This is a genomic window from Enterobacter sp. 198, assembly GCF_009025585.1.
Taxonomy (GTDB): domain Bacteria; phylum Pseudomonadota; class Gammaproteobacteria; order Enterobacterales; family Enterobacteriaceae; genus Enterobacter; species Enterobacter ludwigii.
Genome location: NZ_WCIM01000004.1, coordinates 137,154 through 157,664, shown reverse-complemented (window position 1 = coordinate 157,664; position 20,511 = coordinate 137,154). Strand labels below are relative to the sequence as shown.

The 20,511-nt window shown below is 54.7% G+C and carries 20 protein-coding genes; 6 read left to right on the top strand and 14 right to left on the bottom strand.

The annotated features are described in order from the left end of the window. Positions 1–240: 240 nt before the first annotated feature. The 5 genes from yqaB to F8561_RS00880 all read left to right on the top strand — a co-directional run bounded on the left by yqaB (position 241) and on the right by F8561_RS00880 (position 4,347). Positions 241–807 (top strand): fructose-1-phosphate/6-phosphogluconate phosphatase, encoded by a 567-nt coding sequence (gene yqaB, locus F8561_RS00900; protein ID WP_014171331.1) that lies wholly within the window; start codon positions 241–243, stop codon positions 805–807. Next, complete coding sequence (locus F8561_RS00895; protein ID WP_032678833.1) at positions 804–1,232, top strand: YqaA family protein; 429 nt, start codon at positions 804–806, stop codon at positions 1,230–1,232. Before yqaB ends, F8561_RS00895 begins: the two co-directional genes overlap by 4 nt. Positions 1,233–1,315: 83 nt before the next feature. Then, on the top strand, positions 1,316–2,860 hold the full coding sequence (gene gshA, locus F8561_RS00890; RefSeq protein WP_151887054.1) for a glutamate--cysteine ligase: 1,545 nt from the start codon (positions 1,316–1,318) through the stop codon (positions 2,858–2,860). A gap of 152 nt (positions 2,861–3,012) precedes the next feature. Next, a complete protein-coding gene (gene luxS, locus F8561_RS00885) occupies positions 3,013–3,528 on the top strand; it encodes an S-ribosylhomocysteine lyase (RefSeq protein ID WP_008499539.1) in 516 nt (171 codons plus the stop codon). A 54-nt stretch (positions 3,529–3,582) separates the two neighbouring features. Continuing rightward, on the top strand, positions 3,583–4,347 hold the full coding sequence (locus F8561_RS00880; protein ID WP_050737212.1) for an AraC family transcriptional regulator: 765 nt from the start codon (positions 3,583–3,585) through the stop codon (positions 4,345–4,347). Here the strand turns inward: F8561_RS00880 and leuA are convergent. The 13 genes from leuA to F8561_RS00815 all read right to left on the bottom strand — a co-directional run bounded on the left by leuA (position 4,344) and on the right by F8561_RS00815 (position 19,045). Continuing rightward, the gene (leuA, locus tag F8561_RS00875) at positions 4,344–5,993 is read right to left on the bottom strand and encodes a 2-isopropylmalate synthase (protein ID WP_063858697.1); all 1,650 of its coding nucleotides are present in this window, start codon (positions 5,991–5,993) and stop codon (positions 4,344–4,346) included. The two genes, F8561_RS00880 and leuA, sit on opposite strands and share 4 nt — an antisense overlap. Before the next feature lie 96 nt (positions 5,994–6,089). Continuing rightward, complete coding sequence (gene emrB / locus F8561_RS00870) at positions 6,090–7,637, bottom strand: multidrug efflux MFS transporter permease subunit EmrB (RefSeq protein WP_020883860.1); 1,548 nt, start codon at positions 7,635–7,637, stop codon at positions 6,090–6,092. A 16-nt stretch (positions 7,638–7,653) separates the two neighbouring features. After that, positions 7,654–8,826 (bottom strand): multidrug efflux MFS transporter periplasmic adaptor subunit EmrA, encoded by a 1,173-nt coding sequence (emrA, locus tag F8561_RS00865; RefSeq protein WP_020883861.1) that lies wholly within the window; start codon positions 8,824–8,826, stop codon positions 7,654–7,656. Positions 8,827–8,953: 127 nt separating this feature from the next. After that, positions 8,954–9,484 carry a multidrug efflux transporter EmrAB transcriptional repressor EmrR gene (emrR, locus tag F8561_RS00860; RefSeq protein ID WP_014171323.1) on the bottom strand — a complete coding sequence of 177 codons (531 nt, stop codon included), beginning with the start codon at positions 9,482–9,484 and terminating at the stop codon, positions 8,954–8,956. A 314-nt stretch (positions 9,485–9,798) separates the two neighbouring features. After that, positions 9,799–10,983, bottom strand: coding sequence for an MFS transporter (locus F8561_RS00855; RefSeq protein WP_014171322.1), 1,185 nt, complete (start codon positions 10,981–10,983; stop codon positions 9,799–9,801). A gap of 149 nt (positions 10,984–11,132) precedes the next feature. Beyond that, a complete protein-coding gene (proX, locus tag F8561_RS00850) occupies positions 11,133–12,131 on the bottom strand; it encodes a glycine betaine/L-proline ABC transporter substrate-binding protein ProX (protein ID WP_014171321.1) in 999 nt (332 codons plus the stop codon). A gap of 9 nt (positions 12,132–12,140) precedes the next feature. Further along, positions 12,141–13,205, bottom strand: a complete 1,065-nt coding sequence (gene proW, locus F8561_RS00845) for a glycine betaine/L-proline ABC transporter permease ProW (RefSeq protein WP_014171320.1) — start codon at positions 13,203–13,205, stop codon at positions 12,141–12,143. After that, positions 13,198–14,400: a glycine betaine/L-proline ABC transporter ATP-binding protein ProV gene (gene proV / locus F8561_RS00840; RefSeq protein ID WP_151887053.1), complete on the bottom strand. Its 1,203-nt coding sequence runs from the start codon at positions 14,398–14,400 to the stop codon at positions 13,198–13,200. The genes proW and proV overlap by 8 nt, the downstream gene beginning before the upstream one ends. A gap of 333 nt (positions 14,401–14,733) precedes the next feature. Next, positions 14,734–15,693 carry a class 1b ribonucleoside-diphosphate reductase subunit beta gene (gene nrdF, locus F8561_RS00835; RefSeq protein ID WP_020883863.1) on the bottom strand — a complete coding sequence of 320 codons (960 nt, stop codon included), beginning with the start codon at positions 15,691–15,693 and terminating at the stop codon, positions 14,734–14,736. A 9-nt stretch (positions 15,694–15,702) separates the two neighbouring features. After that, the gene (gene nrdE / locus F8561_RS00830) at positions 15,703–17,847 is read right to left on the bottom strand and encodes a class 1b ribonucleoside-diphosphate reductase subunit alpha (RefSeq protein WP_108647893.1); all 2,145 of its coding nucleotides are present in this window, start codon (positions 17,845–17,847) and stop codon (positions 15,703–15,705) included. After that, the gene (gene nrdI, locus F8561_RS00825; RefSeq protein ID WP_025203402.1) at positions 17,820–18,230 is read right to left on the bottom strand and encodes a class Ib ribonucleoside-diphosphate reductase assembly flavoprotein NrdI; all 411 of its coding nucleotides are present in this window, start codon (positions 18,228–18,230) and stop codon (positions 17,820–17,822) included. The genes nrdE and nrdI overlap by 28 nt, the downstream gene beginning before the upstream one ends. Beyond that, positions 18,227–18,466: a glutaredoxin-like protein NrdH gene (nrdH, locus tag F8561_RS00820; protein WP_020883865.1), complete on the bottom strand. Its 240-nt coding sequence runs from the start codon at positions 18,464–18,466 to the stop codon at positions 18,227–18,229. Before nrdH ends, nrdI begins: the two co-directional genes overlap by 4 nt. Before the next feature lie 252 nt (positions 18,467–18,718). Then, complete coding sequence (locus F8561_RS00815) at positions 18,719–19,045, bottom strand: DUF883 domain-containing protein (protein WP_014171314.1); 327 nt, start codon at positions 19,043–19,045, stop codon at positions 18,719–18,721. 160 nt (positions 19,046–19,205) lie between these two features. On the opposite strand from F8561_RS00815, the gene F8561_RS00810 reads away from it, so the two are divergent. Continuing rightward, positions 19,206–19,550: a DUF2002 family protein gene (locus F8561_RS00810; RefSeq protein WP_006811693.1), complete on the top strand. Its 345-nt coding sequence runs from the start codon at positions 19,206–19,208 to the stop codon at positions 19,548–19,550. 32 nt (positions 19,551–19,582) lie between these two features. Here F8561_RS00810 and alaE read toward each other — a convergent pair whose 3' ends face one another. Beyond that, entirely contained in the window at positions 19,583–20,032 is a 450-nt protein-coding gene (gene alaE, locus F8561_RS00805; RefSeq protein WP_020883866.1) for an L-alanine exporter AlaE, read from the bottom strand. Between the last annotated feature and the right edge of the window lie 479 nt (positions 20,033–20,511).

Here is a 20,511-nt window from a genome sequence, read left to right as displayed (position 1 = left end):
TGTTGTTTCAAGGTCTGCGGGTTAGCCGCAAGCACCAGGGAAGATAACGTTGCTCAGCAACGGCCCGAAGGGCGAGGCGCAGCCGAGTAATCCTCCCGGATGCACCATCTTCTTTTCTGTACCACTCTCTTTCTCCCTGGTTATTCCTTCGACGTTCCGTCAGCAATCATTTCTCTTTGAGCGACAAAAACCACCGTTTACGATAAAGTAATGCTTTGTTAATCGTTTAGCGAGAGCACGATGTACGCACAGTATGACGGTTTGATCTTCGATATGGATGGCACTCTCCTGGATACCGAACCCACGCATCGTCAAGCCTGGACTGATGTCCTTGCTCGTTACGGTATGCGTTTCGATCTTCAGGCGATGATCGCCCTCAACGGAGCCCCAACCTGGCGTATAGCGCAGGCCGTGATTGAACGTAATCATGCCGATCTCGACCCGCACCTTCTGGCCCGTGAAAAAACCGATGCGGTAAAAGCGATGCTTTTAGATACCGTGCGTCCGTTACCGTTAATTGACGTCGTAAAAGCATGGCACGGGCGTCGTCCTATGTCCGTTGGCACGGGCAGTGAAAGCGCTATTGCGGAAGCGCTGCTCACCCATCTTGGCCTGCGCCATTATTTCTCTGCGGTGGTTGCCGCCGATCATGTTCAAAATCACAAGCCCGCACCGGACACCTTCCTGCGTTGTGCAGAATTGATGGGTGTGCCTGCGGTGAAATGTGTTGTGTTCGAAGATGCTGATTTTGGTATTCAGGCCGCGCGCGATGCCGGGATGGATGTTGTGGACGTCCGCTTACTGTGAGTGACGCGCTGTCACTTTTATCATTATTCGCCAGCAGTTTTTTAAGCGCCACGCTCTTGCCGGGAAATTCGGAAGTGGTGCTGGTGGCGATGCTGTTGTCTGGCGTGAGTCAGCCCTGGTTGCTCGTGTTAATAGCAACAATGGGTAATAGCTTTGGAGGGCTGACTAACGTTATTCTTGGGCGTTTCTTTCCGCTGCGTGAAAAATCGCGCTGGCAGGAAAAGGCAGTCGGCTGGCTAAAACGCTATGGCGCTGCCACGCTGTTATTAAGCTGGATGCCTGTAATAGGTGATTTACTGTGCCTGCTGGCGGGATGGATGCGCATCTCCTGGGGGCCAGTGCTCTTTTTTTTGTGCCTTGGCAAGGCGTTGCGCTATGTTCTCGTGGCATGGGCAACACTACAGGGTATGACGTGGTGGCACTAATTGGTGGAATGAATACGCGACCTTCAATCGTCAACCATTACAATTATGCTGAGTAACAATACTTTGACAGGCGGGAGGTCAATTTGATCCCGGACGTATCTCAGGCGCTGGCCTGGCTGGAAAATCACCCTCAGGCACTGAAGGGTATTCAGCGTGGTCTTGAGCGTGAAACGCTGCGCGTTAACGCGGACGGTAGCTTAGCGACAACGGGTCACCCGAAGGCGTTAGGCTCGGCGCTGACACATAAATGGATCACAACCGATTTCGCTGAAGCGCTGCTGGAATTCATCACGCCAGTGGATGGTGATATTGATCATATGCTAACGATTCTGCGCGACATCCATCGCTATACTGCCCGCAATCTGGGTGATGAGCGTATGTGGCCGCTCAGCATGCCGTGCTATATCGAACAAGGCCAGGAGATTGAACTGGCGCAATACGGCACGTCAAATATCGGTCAGCTGAAAACGCTCTATCGTGAGGGGCTGAAAAACCGCTACGGTGCGTTGATGCAGACCATTTCTGGCGTGCATTACAATTTCTCTTTACCCATGGCGTTCTGGCAGGCGAAGTGCGGCGAAACGGATAAAGACGCGATCTCCGCGGGTTATTTCCGCCTGATCCGCAACTACTATCGTTTTGGCTGGGTCATTCCGTATCTGTTTGGGGCATCGCCTGCGATATGCTCGTCATTCCTGCAGGGAAAACCGACCACGCTGCCGTTCGAGAAGACAGAGTGTGGAATGTACTATCTCCCGTACGCCACCTCCCTGCGTCTTAGCGATCTGGGTTATACCAATAAGTCGCAAAGCAATCTCGGTATTACGTTTAACGAATTGCACGAATATGTGGCAGGATTGAAGCGGGCGATCAAAACGCCGTCGGAAGAGTACGAGAAAATCGGCCTCGAAAAAGACGGTAAGCGCCTGCAGATCAACAGCAACGTGCTGCAGATTGAAAATGAACTGTACGCGCCTATTCGTCCGAAGCGCGTTACGCGCAGCGGTGAAACCCCGTCGGATGCACTGCAGCGCGGCGGGATTGAATACATAGAAGTGCGCTCGCTGGATATCAACCCGTTCTCACCCATCGGCGTTGATGAGCAGCAGGTTCGCTTCCTGGATCTGTTTATGGTCTGGTGCGTGCTGGCAGATGCGCCGGAAATGAGTTCAGAGGAACTGCTCTGTACCCGTACCAACTGGAACCGCGTGATTCTGGAAGGGCGCAAGCCGGGTCTGACGCTGGGTATTGGCTGCGAAACAGCGCAGTTCCCGCTGATGAAAGTCGGTAAGGATCTGTTCCGTGACCTGAAGCGTGTTGCCCGGACCATGGACAGCATTGACGGTGGGGAAGCCTATCAAAACGTCTGCGACCAGCTGGTTGAATCGTTTGATAACCCGGAACTGACGTTCTCAGCGCGTATTCTGCGTTCTATGATTGATCAGGGTATTGGCGGCACCGGGCGTTCGCTCTCTGCGGAATACCGCGAGATGCTGAAGCAGGAGCCGTTAGAGATTCTGAGTGAAGCCGATTTTGTGGCGGAACGAGACGCGTCTGTCGTGCGTCAGAAAGAGGTTGAAGCGGCGGATACGGAGTCGTTTGAGGCGTTTCTGGCGAAACAGGCTTAACAGAAAAGAAAAAGGCCACATCGCTGTGGCCAAAATATACATCTCTGAATTCAGGGATGATGATAACAAATGCGCGTCTTTCATATACTCAGACGTGCATTTTGTAGAAGAGTTCAGTTTATTTTAAAAAAAATCACTATCGGAGGTGACGTATGCCGTTATTAGATAGCTTTACTGTCGACCATACCCGTATGGAAGCACCTGCAGTACGTGTGGCGAAGACCATGCACACCCCGCACGGCGACACGATCACCGTATTCGATCTGCGCTTCTGCGTGCCCAACAAAGAAGTGATGCCAGAGAAAGGCATTCACACCCTGGAGCACCTGTTTGCCGGGTTTATGCGTGACCACCTGAACGGTAATGGCGTGGAGATCATCGATATCTCTCCGATGGGTTGCCGTACCGGTTTCTACATGAGCCTGATTGGCCAGCCTGAAGAGAAACGCGTCGCGGATGCCTGGAAAGCGGCAATGGAAGATGTGCTGAAGGTGAAAGAGCAGAACCAGATCCCTGAGCTGAACGTATATCAGTGCGGAACTTACCAGATGCACTCTCTGGAAGAAGCCCAGGAGATCGCGCGTCATATCATCGAGCGTGACGTTCGCGTAAACAGCAACGAAGAGCTGGCGCTGCCAAAAGAAAAACTGCAGGAACTGCACATCTAGTGCACCTTTTCCCTCTCCCTCAGGGAGAGGGTAGGGTGAGGGGTGTTTAACCTCATGACCACGACCTCAACCTTCTCCTTTACCCATCGCCCACTTGTTCCTTATGCCCATGATTACCTTCATGGCGACAGCGAGCCGTGGCATCAGCACGACTGCGCGCAATTGCTGCACACCCTGAGTGGGGTGGTGAGAGTCGATACCGCATCAGGTTGTTGGGTGGTGCCGCCCGGACGTGGCGTCTGGTTACCCGCGGGCACTCCGCACTCTTTGCGTATTACCGGTAACGTTGCGGCGCGTACGCTGTTTATCGATCCCCTGGCGCGAGCCGATCTTCCGGCAACCTGTCAGATAGTCCATATCTCCGGTCTGTTACGCGAACTTATCCTCACCTCGCTGACGCTTGAGGCGTCCTACTCGCCTGGCAGTCGTGATGAGCGCGTATATGAGCTCATTCTGGATGAAATCCGCACGTTGCGGGTGCTGCCGTTTCACCTGCCTGAGCCGGAAAGCGAGCCGTTGCGTACCCTTTGCCAGCAGATCCGGCTGTTGCCGGGGGAAAGCTGGGGCAGCATGCAGGCCGCAAACACGCTTGGTATGAGTGAACGTACGATGAACCGCCATTTTAAGCAGCAGACGGGGTTAAGCTACGGTGAGTGGCTAAGAAGGGCGCGCCTGCTGGAAGCGCTGCTGCGCCTGGGACAAGGTCAGCCAGTGCTACGAGTGGCGCTGGATCTGGGCTACGGCAGCCACAGTGCCTTTACGGCGATGTTTCGCCGGGTGATGGGGATATCACCCAGCGATTATTTCAAAGACAGCTAGCTGACAGCATTGAACAGGGCCTGAAGAGACGCGCGGGCCACGTCGCTGTCAATGCCGACGCCCCAGCGACTGCTACCATCCTGAAACAGACAGCGGATATACGCCACCGAGCGGCTGTCGCTGCGCTCCCCAAGCGTATGTTCGTGATAGTCCTTAATCACAAACGGGGTCGTGACCCAGCGGCTTATACCATTGGCCGCCGCGGATAACAGCCCGTTGCCTTGCCCCTCCAGCTGGCGCATCCCGCCCTGCGTCGTGACGCTTGCCGTCAGATGTAACTGCCCGTCCTGCTGGCTGTCGCTACGGTAAGCGTGCAGGGCAAAGTCCGGCGTCTCTACCAGCCCATAACGTGTGCGGAACAGTTGCCACAGCGCATGCTGCGTCATCTCTTTACCGTGCTGGTCGGTTTCCTGCTGTACGTGCTGGCTAAAGTCCTGCTGCAGGGCGCGGGGTAATTTCAGACCATGGTTTTGTTCGATAAGCCACGCGCTGCCGCTTTTTCCTGACTGGCTGTTAACCCGGATCACCGCTTCGTAGGTGCAACCAATATCCTGTGGGTCAACCGGCAGATAGGGCATCTCCCAGCGTTCGTCAGGCTTGCGGGCATCAAAGCCTTTCTTGATGGCATCCTGGTGTGAACCCGAAAATGCGGTATACGCCAGCCGTCCTGCCCACGGATGGCGCGGATGCACCGGCAGCTGGTTGCAGGTTTCTACCACCTCCACCACGTGATTCATGTCGCTAAAGTCCAGATTCGGGCTAATCCCCTGGCTGTAGAGGTTCATTGCCAGCGTGACCAGGCAGACGTTACCGGTTCGTTCTCCGTTACCAAACAGACACCCTTCGACACGGTCTGCACCGGCCATCAGGGCCAGCTCCGCGCTGGCGACACCGGTGCCGCGGTCGTTATGCGGATGGACGCTGATGCAGACATCGCTGCGGCGGCTGAAATGACGGCAGAAATACTCAATCTGATCGGCATAGACATTCGGTGTACTGACCTCAACGGTGGCCGGTAAGTTGATCACCATCGGGCGTTCGGCGCACGGCTGCCAGATGTCCGCCACGGCTTCGCAAATCGCCAGCGCAAAGTCCGGCTCGGTAAAGCAGAAAGTTTCCGGAGAGTATTCGTATTGCCAGCGGGTGGCGGGATTCTCTTCGCACAGCGTGCGGATAAGACGCGTGGAACGGGTCGCCAGCTCAACGATTTGCGCTTTCTCCATACCGAATACCAGGCGGCGGAACAGCGGGGCGGTGGCGTTATACAGGTGTACCGTGGCCTGCTTCGCCCCGCGCAGCGACGCAAAGGTGCGCAGGATAAGGTCTTCACGCGCCTGGGTTAATACCTGAATGGTGACGTCATCCGGAATGCGGTTTTCGTCGATCAACTGACGCACAAAATTGAAGTCCGTCTGCGAGGCGGAGGGGAAAGCGACTTCGATTTCTTTGAATCCGCAACGCAGTAACAACGCCCAGAACTGCAGTTTGCGGTTGCTGTCCATCGGCTCGGCAAGGGCCTGATTACCGTCGCGTAAATCGGTGGAAAGCCAGCGCGGCGCCTGCGTGAGGCGTTGCTCAGGCCAGCGGCGATCGGGCAGGGAAATAGCAGGTTGAGGTTGGTATTTGTCGGAAGGTGTTTTCAGCATGGTGCGCTCCTGTTGTCTTTTCACTATCGTGAATCGATTTCAGGAGCGCTGCTTTATCGTTACTGACAATCGCTGTCGCGATCTGGACACCGCACGTTAGTGCGCACCGCCGCCACCGCCTCCGGCGCCAAACGGTGGTCGGGCAAACCATACCAGTCCCAGCAGGATGATAAAGATCCCCGCCGATATCCAGAATATCTCGTTTGCCGAGATAATCAGGCCCTGGTTGGTGATCTGCTGGGCGATCCAGCCGGACGCCTGCTGCTCCGTCATTCCCATTCCCTGAAGCTGACTGTACATCTGCTGCGAGTTAGGGTTGAACGGGTTCACCGCTTCGGTCAATTGCGCATGGTGCATCGACTCGCGATTGGTCCAAAGGGTCGTGGTGATCGACGTCCCGATGGAGCCTGCCAGCGTACGCGTAAAGTTCGACAGGCTTGATGCCGCCGCCATGCGCTCAGGCGGTAAGCCGGAAAGCGTAATGGTCGTCAGCGGCATAAAGAAGCACGCCACGGCGAAGCCCTGAATGAACTGCGGCCATGCGGATGCGCCAAAGTCCATGCCCGGCTCGAACGTATACGCGCGCCAGTAGAAGCACACCGCGTACATGATAAAGCTGAAGGTCACCAGCCTGCGCATGTCGAGCTTGTGAGCGAAGCGGCCGATAATCGGCGACAGCAGGACTGGAATTAACCCCACTGGCGCAGAAGCCAAACCTGCCCAGGTTGCGGTGTAGCCATATACCTCCTGCAACAGCTGCGGCAGCAGAACGATTGCGCCGAAGTAGAGCATGTAGGCCAGGCTGATACACAGGCAGCCGATGGTGAAGTTTCGCGACTTAAACAGCGAGAGATCGACGATGGGGTTATCATCCGTCAGCTCCCAGACGATCAGGAAGCTCAGCGATATCACCGCCACAACGGTCAGGATGATAATCTCTGTCGAGTTAAACCAGTCCAGCTCTTTACCCTGATCGAGCATCACCTGCAGGCTACCGATCCCGACCACCAGCAGCGCCAGACCAATGGCGTCAATTCGCCGCTGCTCTGTTCGGGTTTCGCGACCGCGCAGCGTTTGCAGGGTCAGCATCACCACCAGCGCACCAATTGGCACGTTGATGAAGAAGATCCAGCCCCAGTGGTAGTTGTCGCTGATATAGCCGCCGAGGATAGGCCCGCAAATCGGTGCGACAATCACCGTCATTGACCACAGCGCCAGCGCGATAGAGCGCTTAGCGGGCGGATAGTTGTTCAGCAGCAAACTCTGCGACAGCGGAATCAGCGGCCCGGCCACAATCCCCTGAATGACGCGGAAGATGATCAGCATCGTCAGGCTGTTGGACATGCCGCATGCCCAGGAGGCGAGCACGAACAATACCGTTGACCACAGGAACAGCTTCACTTCACCGACGCGCTTCGCCAGCCAGCCGGTGATAGGGATGGAGATGGCGTTTGCCACCCCAAACGAGGTAATGACCCAGGTCCCCTGGCTCAGTGACGAGCCAAGGTTACCGGCGATGGTTGGGATCGCCACGTTTGCGATGGTAGAGTCCAGCACCTGCATGAATGTCGCCAGCGACAGCGCAATGGTCATGATAACCAGTTGCGCCCCCTCCAGCGGTTTTTGCGGCTTTTGCTGTTGCATAACGCTCACCTTCGGATTAACCGGCGTTTGCCTTCACGATGTCATCGATCAGTTTATTGACCGGATCGAGGCTAATTTCACGGGCGTTACTTTCATAAGCCGGGGTGCTGCGCACCTGACTTGCCAGGATCTGACCATCGCGGTTGGCGGTATCAACCGTTACCAGCGTAGAGAGGCCAATACGCAGCGGATGGTCCGCCAGCTGTTTTGCATCCAGTTCAATACGTACGGGCAAGCGCTGAACCACTTTGATCCAGTTCCCGGTGGCGTTTTGCGCTGGCAACAGGGAGAAGGCACTGCCGGTCCCCATATCCAGGCCGACCACTTTCCCGGTGTACTTCACGTCATCACCGTAAATATCGCTGATCACCGTCGCGGTCTGGCCGATACGCATATGGGCAAGCTGCGTCTCTTTAAAGTTCGCATCAACCCACAGGTTGTCCGCCGGAACGACCGCCATCAGCGGCGTGGTTGGGCTAATTTGGGCGCCAGGCTGGACGGAACGACGAGAGACGTAGCCGGTCATCGGGCTGACAATTTTAGTACGCTGCAGGGCAAGCCACGCGTTGCGCACGTCGGTGGCAGCCTGTTGCACGGCAGGCTGGTTTTCCAGGCTGGTGCCCAGCACCATCGCCTGGTTGGCGTTGTACTGTTGAATCGCCACGTCCAGCTGCGCCTGTGCGCTGGCAACGGCATCACGCGCGTGCTGCAGCTCTTCACGGCCAATCAGGTTGGCAGTGCCGAGGGGAACGCGACGGTTCAGGTCGCTCTGCGCCTGCGCCAGTGCGGTTTTCTGCACGTCGATGTTGGCCTGCAGCTGCTTGCTGTTGATCATCAGCTGGCGGGTCTGACGGACGCTGGAGGCCAGCGCGGTCTGGGCTTTTTCAAAAGCCTGTTGGGCGTCGGTCGGATCGAGCGTGACCAATACATCCCCTTTTTGCACAAAATCGGTGTTATCAGCCCAGACTTTCGTCACGCTGCCCGATACCTGCGCCATAATTTGTACCTGGTTCCCTGCCACGTATGCATCGTCTGTCTCTTCAGCATGACGCAATACTAAAAACCAATAGATCCCATATGCCACGGCAATAATAATAAAGAGCAATGTCAGTACAATAAGGGCGCTTTTGCGTTTGCCCTTTTTATTGACCGGTTGCTGCGGGGTAGTGCTCTCCGCATTTGCGCTCATTGTTGTTCTCCACGATCTTCTTATTTTCACATCGGCTGAGCCGAGCTGTTGTCAGAAAGGCCAGCAGTGTGACGTGCTGGCCTGTCGGTTTTCTTATGAGTCTGGGATTGTTGAGCGTGTTGTCGCGTTAGCGCAGCGCCTCTAGAACAGCGCCGTCTTCATCCATCTGGTCCAGACGGGTCAGCAGCTTGCGAGTAATGTGCTCAAGCTGGTCGCGCTCGGTGGTGCTGAGGGCAGACCACAGTTGATGCAGGCAATTATGCTGAGGTGGCAGCACCTCACGCAGGAATTGGTGACCTTTGTCGGTCAGCTGCAGATGCAGGCAGCGGCGATCGTTATCGCTTTCACGGCGTTCAATCCAGCCGCGTTTTTCCAGTTCATCGGCAATACGGGTGGCATTAGTACGGGATGAACCCAGCGCGCAGCTCAGCTCTGACGGCTGAATGCTGTGATTTTCCTGAGACTCCAGCGTAATTAACGCCATAAACAACGTCTCGTTAATCCCTTGAGCTTTCAGCATTTTATTACGATTTTCCAGTAGCTTACCCTGCATGTGCATGCACAGGCGGGTCAGCAGGATCTCCTGATACGGGAAGTCCTCATGACGACTGGCGCGGAATTTAAGCATTTGTTCAATGGGCGTAAACGAACTATCCATTTGGGCATAACCTCATTAATTACAGCCGATATAGTAACGATAGTGACAAATAATGTAAATGAATTATTTGTGCGGTTATATCCGCCAAACTTATGTCACCATCAGAAAGCGCCGGGTAAGTCCGTGACCCGGTGAGCACAGAGAGCGTTGGGAGTGAACCCGCGGAAGAGAGGATGTGAGGACGGGGGTCTGAACTATTCATGCCGGTAGAAAATATGTCACCCACATTAAAATTTCTGGGATAAATGATTACGTTTACATTAACAGACTGCAGGGCCCCTTTACACCCTAAGAGGCCCAAAGCAATGTAAAACTTAGTTAATTACGTCCTGGCGATGGTACCCACGCCACCATACTAGCAGATTCAGCGCGGCGACGATTGCCCCTATCCCACACACGCCTGACCAACCGGCATGCTGCCACGCCGAGGCTGAAATTAACGAACCCGCTGCGCCGCCAATAAAATAGCTGGTCATGTATCCGGCCGTGAGGCGGTTACGCGCCTCTGGCTTCACGCGGTAGATGACGGTCTGGTTAGTGATATGCACGCCCTGCACGGTGAGGTCGAGTACCAGAATACCGACGATCAGCGCCAGCACAGAGGTATGGCCATACCAGATGGCTGCCCAGGAGAGCAGGAGCAGAACCAGCCCGGCAGAGGTCGTCAGATGGGATTTGCCTTTATCCGCCAGTCCGCCCGCCGGACGCGCGCCCAGAGCTCCCGCAGCGCCCGCCAGACCAAACAGACCAATCACCGCTTCGGAATAATTGAACGGCGGCGCGGCCAGCAGAAACGCCATTGAGGTCCATAAGATGCTGAAGTTGGCGAAGGTCAAACAGCCCAGCAACGCACGCGTACGCAGCAGTTTATCGTGTGTGAAGAGGCTGAAAACGGAGGCGAGAAGCTGCGGATAATTAAGGTGATTTTCCTGCTTCACCTTTGGCAGCCCGCGCCACAGAGCAAGCGCCATCACGGCCATCAGTACGCTCGCCACCCAATACACGGTACGCCAGCCACCAAGACTCGCCAGCAGCCCGGCGACGGTCCGCGCCAGCAAAATCCCCAGCAGCAGGCCGCTCATGATTGTTCCCACCACCTTGCCGCGCTTTTCTGGTGAGGCGAGAGTGGCGGCGAGCGGAACCAGAATCTGCGCCACGACGGAGAACAGACCCGTTAACGCGGTGCCGATAATCATCATCGTTAACGAGTGGCTGCTGGCGGTGATCAGCATCCCGCCAGCGGCCAGCAAGGTCATGGAGACAATCAGCATCCGACGTTCAAACATATCGCCCAGCGGCACGAGGAAAAGCAGCCCGGCGGCATAGCCAAGCTGCGCGGCGGTGACAATAAAGCCAGCTGAGCTGGCAGAAAGGTTAAATGCGCGGGCGATAGTATCGAGCAGTGGCTGCGCGTAGTAGTTACTGGCGACTGCCAGACCCGTTGCCACGGACATTAAAAGGATGAGTGCCGGGCTAAGCCCTTGAGTTGTTTTAGTCATCAGGTTCAGGAATCGTGAGTTAAGTGATTATTTTTCCGTGAACCATAATAGCGAATGATTGTGAATGTGGTGGGATTGTTACGTGCTGGATCGTGCGGTTTAGGGGAGTTAACCCTCTCCCGTGGGGAGAGGGCAGGTCTGAAGGGCTCTTATGACTTCTGCGCGTCCATCGCTTCTTTTACCCAGCCATCAAACTGCTGCTGGTGGGCTTTGATCCAGCCATCCACGTGGCCTTTGATGTCAGCTTCGGAGGATTTCCCCGCGTGCATCATCGCGTTCTGGGCGTTGATGTCCGCCAGAGGCAGTTTCATCACCGAGAACAGTTTCGCTGCCGCCGGGTTTTTCTCAGCCCAGGCTTTGTTAGCAACGATATGCATCGTGTTGACCGGGAAGCCATAGTTCATGCCGTTTGGCAGTTTGGTGTCGATATCTTTCTGCTCGCCCGGCAGGGAAGAGAAGGGGACCTGCAGCCACACCACGTCTTTCCCCGGCTTCAGCACGTCGCTCACCCAGTACGGTGTCCAGGTGTAATAGATAACCGGTTTACCCTCTTTGAAGCGGGCAATGGTGTCGGCCATCATCGCCGAGTAGTTACCGTGGCTGACGTCGACCGTTTTCGCCAGGTCAAAGGCTTTGTTCTGGTGATTAATCACCGCCTCACAGCCCCAGCCCGGCGAGCAGCCCATCATGTCAGCTTTGCCGTCACCGTTGGTGTCGAACAGTTTGGCAATCTTCGGATCTTTCAGCTGCTCGATATTGGTGATGTGGTACTGGTCAGCTGTTTTCTTGTCGATCAGGTACCCCTGCGCTGCGCCGGTCACGAAGGTGCCTTCGCGGTAGAATTTCTTATCCCCGCCGGCGGCGGCATACATATCGTCGTGCAGCGGCTGCCAGTTGACGGCAGTAAAGGTGGCGTCACCGGAGGCAATCGAGGTGTAGCCCACGTTGTAATCCACTTCACTTGGGGTGTTGACCGTATAGCCCAGTTTTTCCAGCGCGCGGCTGACTAACAGCGTCTGGAAGGTCTCTTCTGAAATGGTGCTCTGCACCGGTTGCACGGTAATGCCTTTGCCCGGCAGGTCTGCAGCAAACGTGCTGGTGGAGACAAGGGTGGCAAACGCTGTGGCAAAAAGTACGCGATGTCGCATCGTTGTTCCTTATTTTCTGAATGGGCGGGTGATTAACCCGACAGGGCCGGTGCTATACCAGCGACGGTTGCCGCGACTGCGTGAATCACGACCGACAGCCTGCGTCAGGCGGTCAAGGATGATGGCGAGGATCACAATGCCGACGCCGCCCACGGTGGCCAGTCCCATATCAAGACGACCAATGCCGCGCAGCACCATCTGACCCAGCCCGCCGACGGCGATCATTGAGGCAATCACCACCATGGAGAGGGCCAGCATCAGCGTCTGGTTGACACCCGCCATGATGGTTGGCATCGCCAGCGGAAGCTGAACTTTGAACAGCATCTGGCGCGGGCTGGCACCAAATGAACGCGACGCCTCGATAAGATCGGCCGGTACCTGGTTAATCCCGAGTATCGTCAGACGAATGACCGGCGGCAGGGCGAAGATAATGGTCACCACGACGCCCGGCACGTTGCCGATACCAAACAGCATCACGATCGGCACCAGGTAGACAAACGCGGGGGTGGTCTGCATCGCATCCAGCAGCGGACGAATAATCTTCGCCGCCCGCGGACTGCGCGCCAGCCAGATCCCCATCGGCAGGCCGATAGCGACGCAGAAGAGCAGGGCGGTGAGCACCAGCGCTAAGGTGATCATTGCCTGCGACCAGGCGCCAATCGCGCCGATGGCTATCAGTGAGATCAGCGTGGCGACACCCATGCCAGCGCTGCCAAACTGCCAGGCAATCAGGGAGAAGAGCACAATAGCGACCGGCGCGGGCATGCCGAGCATCAGCTGCTGGAAACCGTTCAGGATGTAATCCACCGGTACGCGGATCCCCTGGAAGACCGGACGGAAGTGAGTCACTACCCAGTCGATCCCCTCCGTGACCCAGCTATCCAGCGGGATCAGCGTCTTATGAAACGGATCCATAATATTGAAGTGCTCTGGCGCAGGGGCCGGTGCACTGTTGAGCCAGTCCGCCGCGCCGCCATCGGTTGGCGCAGGCGTGGAAGACCCCCACGCATCGGCAGATTGAGCAGCGCTGTCCGCCGCCTCGGTGGTTCCCCACGGGTTAGATTGATCAGCCATTGTTTGTCCCCTCGCGATCTAAAGCCTGCAGCAACATGCGTTTTGAGATGATGCCGACGTACTGTTGTTCCTCACTGACTACCGGTACGGCACACGGGGCCTGACCAACGTGAGAGAGCAGCTCGCTGAGCGGCGTTTCGGCGTCCACGGCAAGCGGGGAGTCGATAACCGCCGCATCAATGCCCTGATTTTCGCTGAGCGCGGTTTTCAGGGAGTCGATGGAAACAATGCCAACAAATTTATTACCGCGTTCGATCAGATAACCGTATTCCCGATCTTCATCCTGCAACAGTTTCAGTGCAGAGCGCGGACCAAAGCCCGGTGTTTTGCGGATAAGACCGTTCGGTGAACGACGGGCGATATCTTTCGCACTAAAGACCTGACTAATATCCACGCCGCGGAAGAAGGTGCGCACATAATCATTGGCCGGATTATTCAGAATTTCATCCGGCGTGCCGACCTGCACCACTTCACCATTTTGCATAATGGCAATACGGTCACCAATACGCATGGCTTCATCAAGATCGTGGGAAATAAAAACAATGGTACGTTGATGTTTAGCCTGTAATTTTACCAGCTCATCCTGCATCTCGGTGCGAATTAATGGATCGAGTGCCGAGAAGGCTTCATCCATTAATAAAATGTCTGGGTTAATGGCTAATGCGCGGGCTAATCCGACACGCTGGCGCATCCCGCCGGAAAGCTCCTCCGGGTAGGCATGCGCATAATTCTCGAGGCCCACCTGACGTAATGCATCCAGCGCTTTTTCCTGACGTTCATTAGCGGTAACGCCCGCTAATTCCATGCCAAAGGCGGCATTATCCAGCACTGTCATATGCGGCATCAGCGCGAATGACTGGAACACCATTGCAATCTTCTTTCTGCGCACCTCGCGAAGTTCAGCCTCTGATATTCTGGCGATATCAACGCCATCTATCAGCACCTGTCCACGGGTGGGTTCAATCAGGCGATTGAGAAGGCGAACCATAGTGGATTTACCCGAACCGGATAATCCCATGATGACAAAAATCTCGCCTTCTTCAATGGCCAGACTGGCGTCTTTAACGCCAAGCGACAGCCCGGTTTTTTCCAGAATTTGCTCTTTTGAAAGGCCTTTCTCAATATATTTGAATGCGCGCTGAGGATGCTCGCCAAATACTTTATAAAGATTTTTCACTTCTAATTTAATTGCCATGCAATAGAGAGTGTCCTGTTATTTGTTTATGTCGATATCATTACCATGGTAAATAGTTAACTGGCATTACCCTAACATACTGAGAATCTGAGACAACCCTGGGTTTGCTTATGGCAGGAATTTTACCGTAAGCGAAACGGCTGAATTTCCCATGAGTAAAGGGCTGAGCGTGGTTAGAATTTTTCTGAATTTTTTGCTTTTGCGCAGCGAAATTTCGCCTGAATCGGAGTGATTCAGGCGAATATGAACGGGGAATTACAGTGTAGTTGCCCGTGAAATATTAGGGAGGAAATTGTTAGAATTATATTAAATTAATGAACGTTAACCCGCGCATTAAAAATCCCAGTCCTCATCTTCGGTCTCCACCGCTTTGCCCATCACATACGACGAACCAGACCCGGAGAAGAAATCGTGGTTTTCATCGGCGTTGGGTGACAGTGCCGCCAGGATCGCCGGGTTTACGTCGGCCATTTCCGGCGGGAAAAGCGCTTCGTAGCCGAGATTCATCAGCGCTTTATTGGCGTTGTAGCAAAGAAACGCTTTTACCTCCTCCTCCCAACCGGTACCGGCGTACAATTCTTCGGTATAACTCAGTTCGTTCTCGTACAAATCCATCAGCAAATCGAGGGCAAAACCTTTTAACGCTTCGCGCTTTTCTTCGCTGACGTTCTCCAGCCCTTTCTGATATTTATAGCCGATGTAGTACCCGTGTACGGCTTCATCACGAATGATGAGGCGAATCAAATCGGCGGTGTTGGTCAGCTTGCCGCGGCTCGACCAGTACATCGGTAACCAGAAGCCCGAATAGAACAGGAAGGATTCGAGAAACACGCTGGCAATTTTCTTCTTCAGCGGTTCGTCGGCCTGATAATACTCCAGCACCAGGCTGGCCTTTCGCTGCAATGACTCGCTTTCTTCGCTCCAGGTGTATGCCGCGTCCACATCTTTGGTCTGGCACAGCGTGGAAAAAATCGAGCTGTAGGAGCGGGCATGGACCGCCTCCATAAAGCTGATGTTCGACATCACCGCCTCTTCGTGAGGCGTCAGCGCGTCGGCCATCAGCGCAGGGGCACCGACGGTATTTTGGATGGTGTCCAGCAGCGTCAGACCGGTGAACACACGGATCGTCAGCTGCTGTTCGGCGTGGCTGAGGGTTTGCCAGGCCGGAATATCGTTTGAAAGCGGGACTTTTTCCGGCAGCCAGAAGTTGCTGGTCAGGCGGTTCCACACCTCCAGGTCTTTATCATCCTGAATTTTATTCCAGTTAACGGCACTCACGCGTGACAGTTTCATCCTTTCTCCTTACAGCGCGCAGGACACGCAGCCTTCAATTTCGGTACCTTCCAGCGCACGCTGGCGCAGGCGAATGTAGTAGAGGGTTTTGATCCCTCTCTTCCAGGCGTAAATCTGCGCCCGGTTGATGTCGCGCGTGGTGGCGGTGTCCGGGAAGAAGAGCGTCAGCGACAGCCCCTGATCCACGTGTTTTGTCGCCTCGGCGTAGGTATCAATAATTTTCTCAGGGCCAATCTCATACGCGTCCTGATACAGGGCCAGATTGTCGTTGGTCATAAACGGGGCAGGGTAGTAAACGCGCCCGGTCTTACCTTCCTTGCGGATCTCAATCTTCGACACAATCGGGTGGATACTCGACGTGGCGTGGTTAATGTAAGAGATTGACCCGGTTGGCGGTACGGCCTGCAGATTCTGGTTATAGATGCCGTGGCGCATCACATCGTCCCGCAGCTGCTGCCACATCTCGCGGGTGGGCAGGAGAACCCCGGCATCGGCAAACAGCTGGCGCACTTTGTCGGTTTTCGGCTGCCAGTCCCCTTCCAGATATGGCCTGAAGTACTCACCGCTGGCGTAACGCGACTGTTCAAAGCCCGCAAAGCGCTGGTTACGCTCGCGCGCCAGCATCATTGAGGTATGCAGCGCATGCCAGGTAATGGTGTAAAAATAGAGGTTGGTGAAATCCAGTCCTTCCGGGCTACCGTAGGCGATACCTTCCCGCGCCAGATAGCCGTGCAGGTTCATCTGCCCAAGGCCGATGGCGTGCGAGGCGGCATTACCGGCTTCAATGGACGGCACGCTGCGGATGTGGCTCATGTCTGACACCGCGGTCAGCCCGCGAATGGCGGTCTCCACCGTGCGACCAAAATCGGGGGAATCCATGGTGTGGGCAATATTCAGCGACCCGAGGTTACAGGAGATGTCTTTGCCGATGTCGGCGTAGTCCAGGTTTTCGTCATACGTGGATGCGCTGTTCACCTGCAATATCTCGGAGCAGAGGTTGCTCATATTGATTCGCCCGGCAATCGGGTTAGCACGGTTGACCGTATCTTCATACATGATGTACGGATAGCCGGACTCAAACTGAATTTCGGCCAGCGTCTGGAAGAAATCGCGGGCGTTGATGTACTTCTTACGAATGCGATCGTCGGCCACCAGATCGTGATACAGGGCGCTTATCGCCACATCACCAAACGCTTTCCCGTAAATACGCTCAATGTCGTATGGGGAGAAGAGCGCCATCTCGGCATTTTCTTTGGCGAGCGCAAAGGTGATATCCGGAATCACCACCCCAAGCGACAGGGTCTTAATGCGGATTTTTTCATCGGCGTTTTCACGTTTGGTATCCAGGAAGCGCAGGATATCCGGATGGTGCGCGTGCAGATAGACCGCCCCCGCGCCCTGACGCGCCCCCAGCTGGTTGGCATACGAGAAAGCATCTTCCAGCATTTTCATGACCGGAATCACGCCGGAGGACTGGTTTTCGATACGCTTAATTGGCGCACCGGCTTCACGCAGGTTCGACAGCAGAAACGCCACACCGCCACCGCGTTTAGAGAGCTGCAGCGCCGAATTCACCGCGCGACCAATCGACTCCATATTGTCTTCGATGCGCAGCAGGAAGCAGGAGACCAGCTCGCCGCGCTGGGCTTTTCCGCAATTGAGAAAGGTCGGTGTGGCGGGCTGGAAACGGCCGGAGAGCATCTCATCCATCAGGCGTTCTGCCAGCGTTTCATCGCCCTGCGCGAGCGTCAGGGCAACCATCACCGCACGGTCCTCGAAGCTTTCAAGATAGCGTTTGCCGTCGAATGTTTTCAGGGTATAGCTGGTGTAAAACTTCCATGCGCCAAGAAACGTCTGGAAACGAAAACCGCGGCTATGGGCTTGCCCGAACAGCGTCTCCACAAAGGCACGTTCGTACCGGGCCAGCACGCGCTCTTCGTAATAGCCTTCCTTGACCAGATAATCGAGACGTTCATTCTGGCTTGCAAAGGTCATGCTGTTGGGGCGGACGTGGGTGGCGATAAACGCCTCCACCGCCTCATGATCTTTGCCAAACTGAATGTGCCCCTCACGGTCATAGAGGTTCAGCATTGCGTTTAATGCGTGGTAATCCGGTGTCGCCTGAATTACACGTTCTGCGGTTGTCGTTGCCAAAATTCGTTCACTCCTTTACGCACGTTCTCTACGTCCTGCTGTGTCCCCATCAGTTCAAAACGATAGAGATACGGCACGCCGCATTTTTGAGAAATGACATCCCCGGCGCGGCCAAAGGCATCGCCGAAATTGCGATTGCCCGCCGCGATAACGCCGCGAATAAGCTGTCGGTTGTGGGGATCGTTGAGAAAGCGGATCACCTGACGAGGCACGGCCCCCGCGGTGCCACCTCCACCATAGCTCGGGACCACCAGAATGTAGGGGGCGTCTACCCGGATCCGTTCCCGCTCATTAAGCGGGATACGTATCGCAGGCAGCCCGACGCGCTCAATAAAGCGGAGCGTGTTTTCCGAGCTGCTGGAGAAGTAGACCAGCCCACTCATGCCCTGGCGGCCTGGGCGGCGAGGCGGTTAATCATGTCGGGGCGAAAGCCGGACCAGCTGGTCTCCCCGGCGACGACGACCGGCAGCTGGCGAAAACCTTGCGCCCGCAGGGTATCGGCAGCTTCGGGCTGCAGGTCAATGTTCACCATCTCAAAGGCCACTCCACGGCTTTCCATTGCACGTTTTGTCGCGTGGCACTGAACACAATCGTTACGAGTGTAAATAATAATGCTCATGATTCGTATTTCCATTTAAAATGAGAGAGCGGCGCGAATCATCGCGTCAGGTTGTGTGTATCTTGCTAAAGGGAATACTAGATGTAGTTGTCGTAAGATTCAACCATACAAGATATGGGAATTTCAGATTGATATGGCTCCGATGATGAGCACAGCGGGGCAGGGCGGGCTGTACGGCTTTTTCAGGCGCGCAGGCAAAGAAAAGCCCCGGGGGCTGACGCGACCGGGGCGGATACGGACAGGTTGAGACGACTATTTGCGCAGGCTAAGCAGCGCCCCCACGAAGATACCCACCGCGGCTACCGTACCAAGCGTACAGAGGGGTTTTTCGCGAACGAAGGTATTGGCGCAGCTGATGGCATCGCAGGCAGCCTGCGTGGTGCGCGAACGCCCATTCATGCGGGCGCGGGTTTCACGTAGCAAAGACTGAGCCTTACGTTTTGCGGCATCCGCTTCGTCCTTCGCACCGGAACCCCAGGATTTCAGCACTTCTTCCAGCGAGTCAGCTAATTGGCTGACATCGTTACGAATATCCTGCGTGTCGTCGTTAATATCGTTTCGGTTCGGTCTGTTAAACATACGATCCTCCGTAATTTTGCGTTCCCGTTTAGTTTAGTCCAGAAATTTAATATCTGAAGCGCGTCACGCGTTATCTGGCAGTTTATGGAATATTCTGAAAGCCCTGCTAATGCTGAATACTGTAAGGTTGCCGGGCAGGAAAAGATAACGAGGAAAAGATATGTATTTACGACCTGATGAGGTGGCGCGCGTTCTTGAAAAAGAGGGATTCACCATGGATGAGGTGACATCAAAAGCGTATGGATATCGCCGTGGCGAGAATTATGTTTACGTTAATCGTGAAGCAAGAATGGGACGTACCGCTCTCATTATTCACCCGACGCTGAAAGACAGAAGTTTGTCATTTGCTGAGCCTGCCTCGGATATTAAAACCTGCGATCATTATCAGCAATTCCCACTGTATTTAGGTGGTGAAACGCATGAACATTATGGTATTCCGCATGGCTTCAGTTCGCGTATGGCGCTGGAGCGGTTTTTGAAGGGACTGTTTGGCGACGTACAGTAAATCTGCGACTGGCATTCGCCAGTCGCCTCACATCATGCTTTGGCCTGGCTGTACTGGCTGACCTTAAACAGGCGGCGACAGTAGTCGAGAAAATAGCCATACACCGCACCCATCAACATTGAAATCACGATATTTGAACTGACCGCTGCGACGATTTGATGCCAGTCTGCGCCCACTGTCAGCAGAATAGCCACGTAAACCGGCGACTGGAACGTCACGTATGCCAGAACGTCGGCGAGGTTTTTCACCCACCCTGACGGGCTAATACGACGCGCAAAGCGCATGACCGCATCGCGGTATAATCCGTAAGGCCACGCAATAATAATGTTGACCGGAATTGCCACCAGACGAGAAGAAAGTGACTGCTCAAAGGACATTCCGGAGAGGAAAATTTCGATCAGCATGTTCACGACGGAACAGTAAACAACCATCGCGAAGGTATCCGCTACCGCATGGCGCAGGCGAGATTGCGGTGAGAACATGTCTGAACTCCTTGAGAAGAACACAATAGAAACGATTTTCCCTCAGCGGTTAGTGCTTTAGGTTGGTTTGTCAGGCGTGTATAGCGTATATCTCTGCCTTTGAACTAACAACTAGTTATTAATTTTTATTTAGTCGCGTTTTGTCCACAAAATTCTCTAAAATTGCGTGTTTTTTGTTCGGTTCGTTATAATCTGTCCCTGTCGTCAGTTTTTGTATGTAAATCAAGCTGTTGATCTTGAGCGTGTCGAAGCGAACGTTCTTCCCGAACGACGACAGTGCGGCATGCTTTGATTTGGATTAAATCCAACCGTTTATACTGAGATAAAGATTGAATCCGGCGGTACCGACAGTTATCCGCCGATATTATTAAACGCGATATTTTAAAACATTTACATTTTTAGCAAGACGTGCCCGCGGGTAGATATTCCAGGCGAAATGAATTATTCTCTTGTCGATTTTTCGATTTACCCTAAAGAAA

What these genes read in the sequence shown, in the direction of transcription:
- alaE (WP_020883866.1), bottom strand. Translation starts at nt 20,032, where the DNA reads ATGTTCTCACCGCAATCTCGCCTGCGCCATGCGGTAGCGGATACCTTC.
- proV (WP_151887053.1), bottom strand. Translation starts at nt 14,400, where the DNA reads ATGGCAATTAAATTAGAAGTGAAAAATCTTTATAAAGTATTTGGCGAG.
- F8561_RS00810 (WP_006811693.1), top strand. Translation starts at nt 19,206, where the DNA reads ATGTATTTACGACCTGATGAGGTGGCGCGCGTTCTTGAAAAAGAGGGA.
- nrdI (WP_025203402.1), bottom strand. Translation starts at nt 18,230, where the DNA reads ATGAGTGGGCTGGTCTACTTCTCCAGCAGCTCGGAAAACACGCTCCGC.
- emrB (WP_020883860.1), bottom strand. Translation starts at nt 7,637, where the DNA reads ATGCAACAGCAAAAGCCGCAAAAACCGCTGGAGGGGGCGCAACTGGTT.
- proW (WP_014171320.1), bottom strand. Translation starts at nt 13,205, where the DNA reads ATGGCTGATCAATCTAACCCGTGGGGAACCACCGAGGCGGCGGACAGC.
- F8561_RS00815 (WP_014171314.1), bottom strand. Translation starts at nt 19,045, where the DNA reads ATGTTTAACAGACCGAACCGAAACGATATTAACGACGACACGCAGGAT.
- nrdH (WP_020883865.1), bottom strand. Translation starts at nt 18,466, where the DNA reads ATGAGCATTATTATTTACACTCGTAACGATTGTGTTCAGTGCCACGCG.
- emrA (WP_020883861.1), bottom strand. Translation starts at nt 8,826, where the DNA reads ATGAGCGCAAATGCGGAGAGCACTACCCCGCAGCAACCGGTCAATAAA.
- leuA (WP_063858697.1), bottom strand. Translation starts at nt 5,993, where the DNA reads ATGCTGAAAACACCTTCCGACAAATACCAACCTCAACCTGCTATTTCC.
- emrR (WP_014171323.1), bottom strand. Translation starts at nt 9,484, where the DNA reads ATGGATAGTTCGTTTACGCCCATTGAACAAATGCTTAAATTCCGCGCC.
- proX (WP_014171321.1), bottom strand. Translation starts at nt 12,131, where the DNA reads ATGCGACATCGCGTACTTTTTGCCACAGCGTTTGCCACCCTTGTCTCC.
- yqaB (WP_014171331.1), top strand. Translation starts at nt 241, where the DNA reads ATGTACGCACAGTATGACGGTTTGATCTTCGATATGGATGGCACTCTC.
- luxS (WP_008499539.1), top strand. Translation starts at nt 3,013, where the DNA reads ATGCCGTTATTAGATAGCTTTACTGTCGACCATACCCGTATGGAAGCA.
- nrdF (WP_020883863.1), bottom strand. Translation starts at nt 15,693, where the DNA reads ATGAAACTGTCACGCGTGAGTGCCGTTAACTGGAATAAAATTCAGGAT.
- F8561_RS00855 (WP_014171322.1), bottom strand. Translation starts at nt 10,983, where the DNA reads ATGACTAAAACAACTCAAGGGCTTAGCCCGGCACTCATCCTTTTAATG.
- F8561_RS00880 (WP_050737212.1), top strand. Translation starts at nt 3,583, where the DNA reads ATGACCACGACCTCAACCTTCTCCTTTACCCATCGCCCACTTGTTCCT.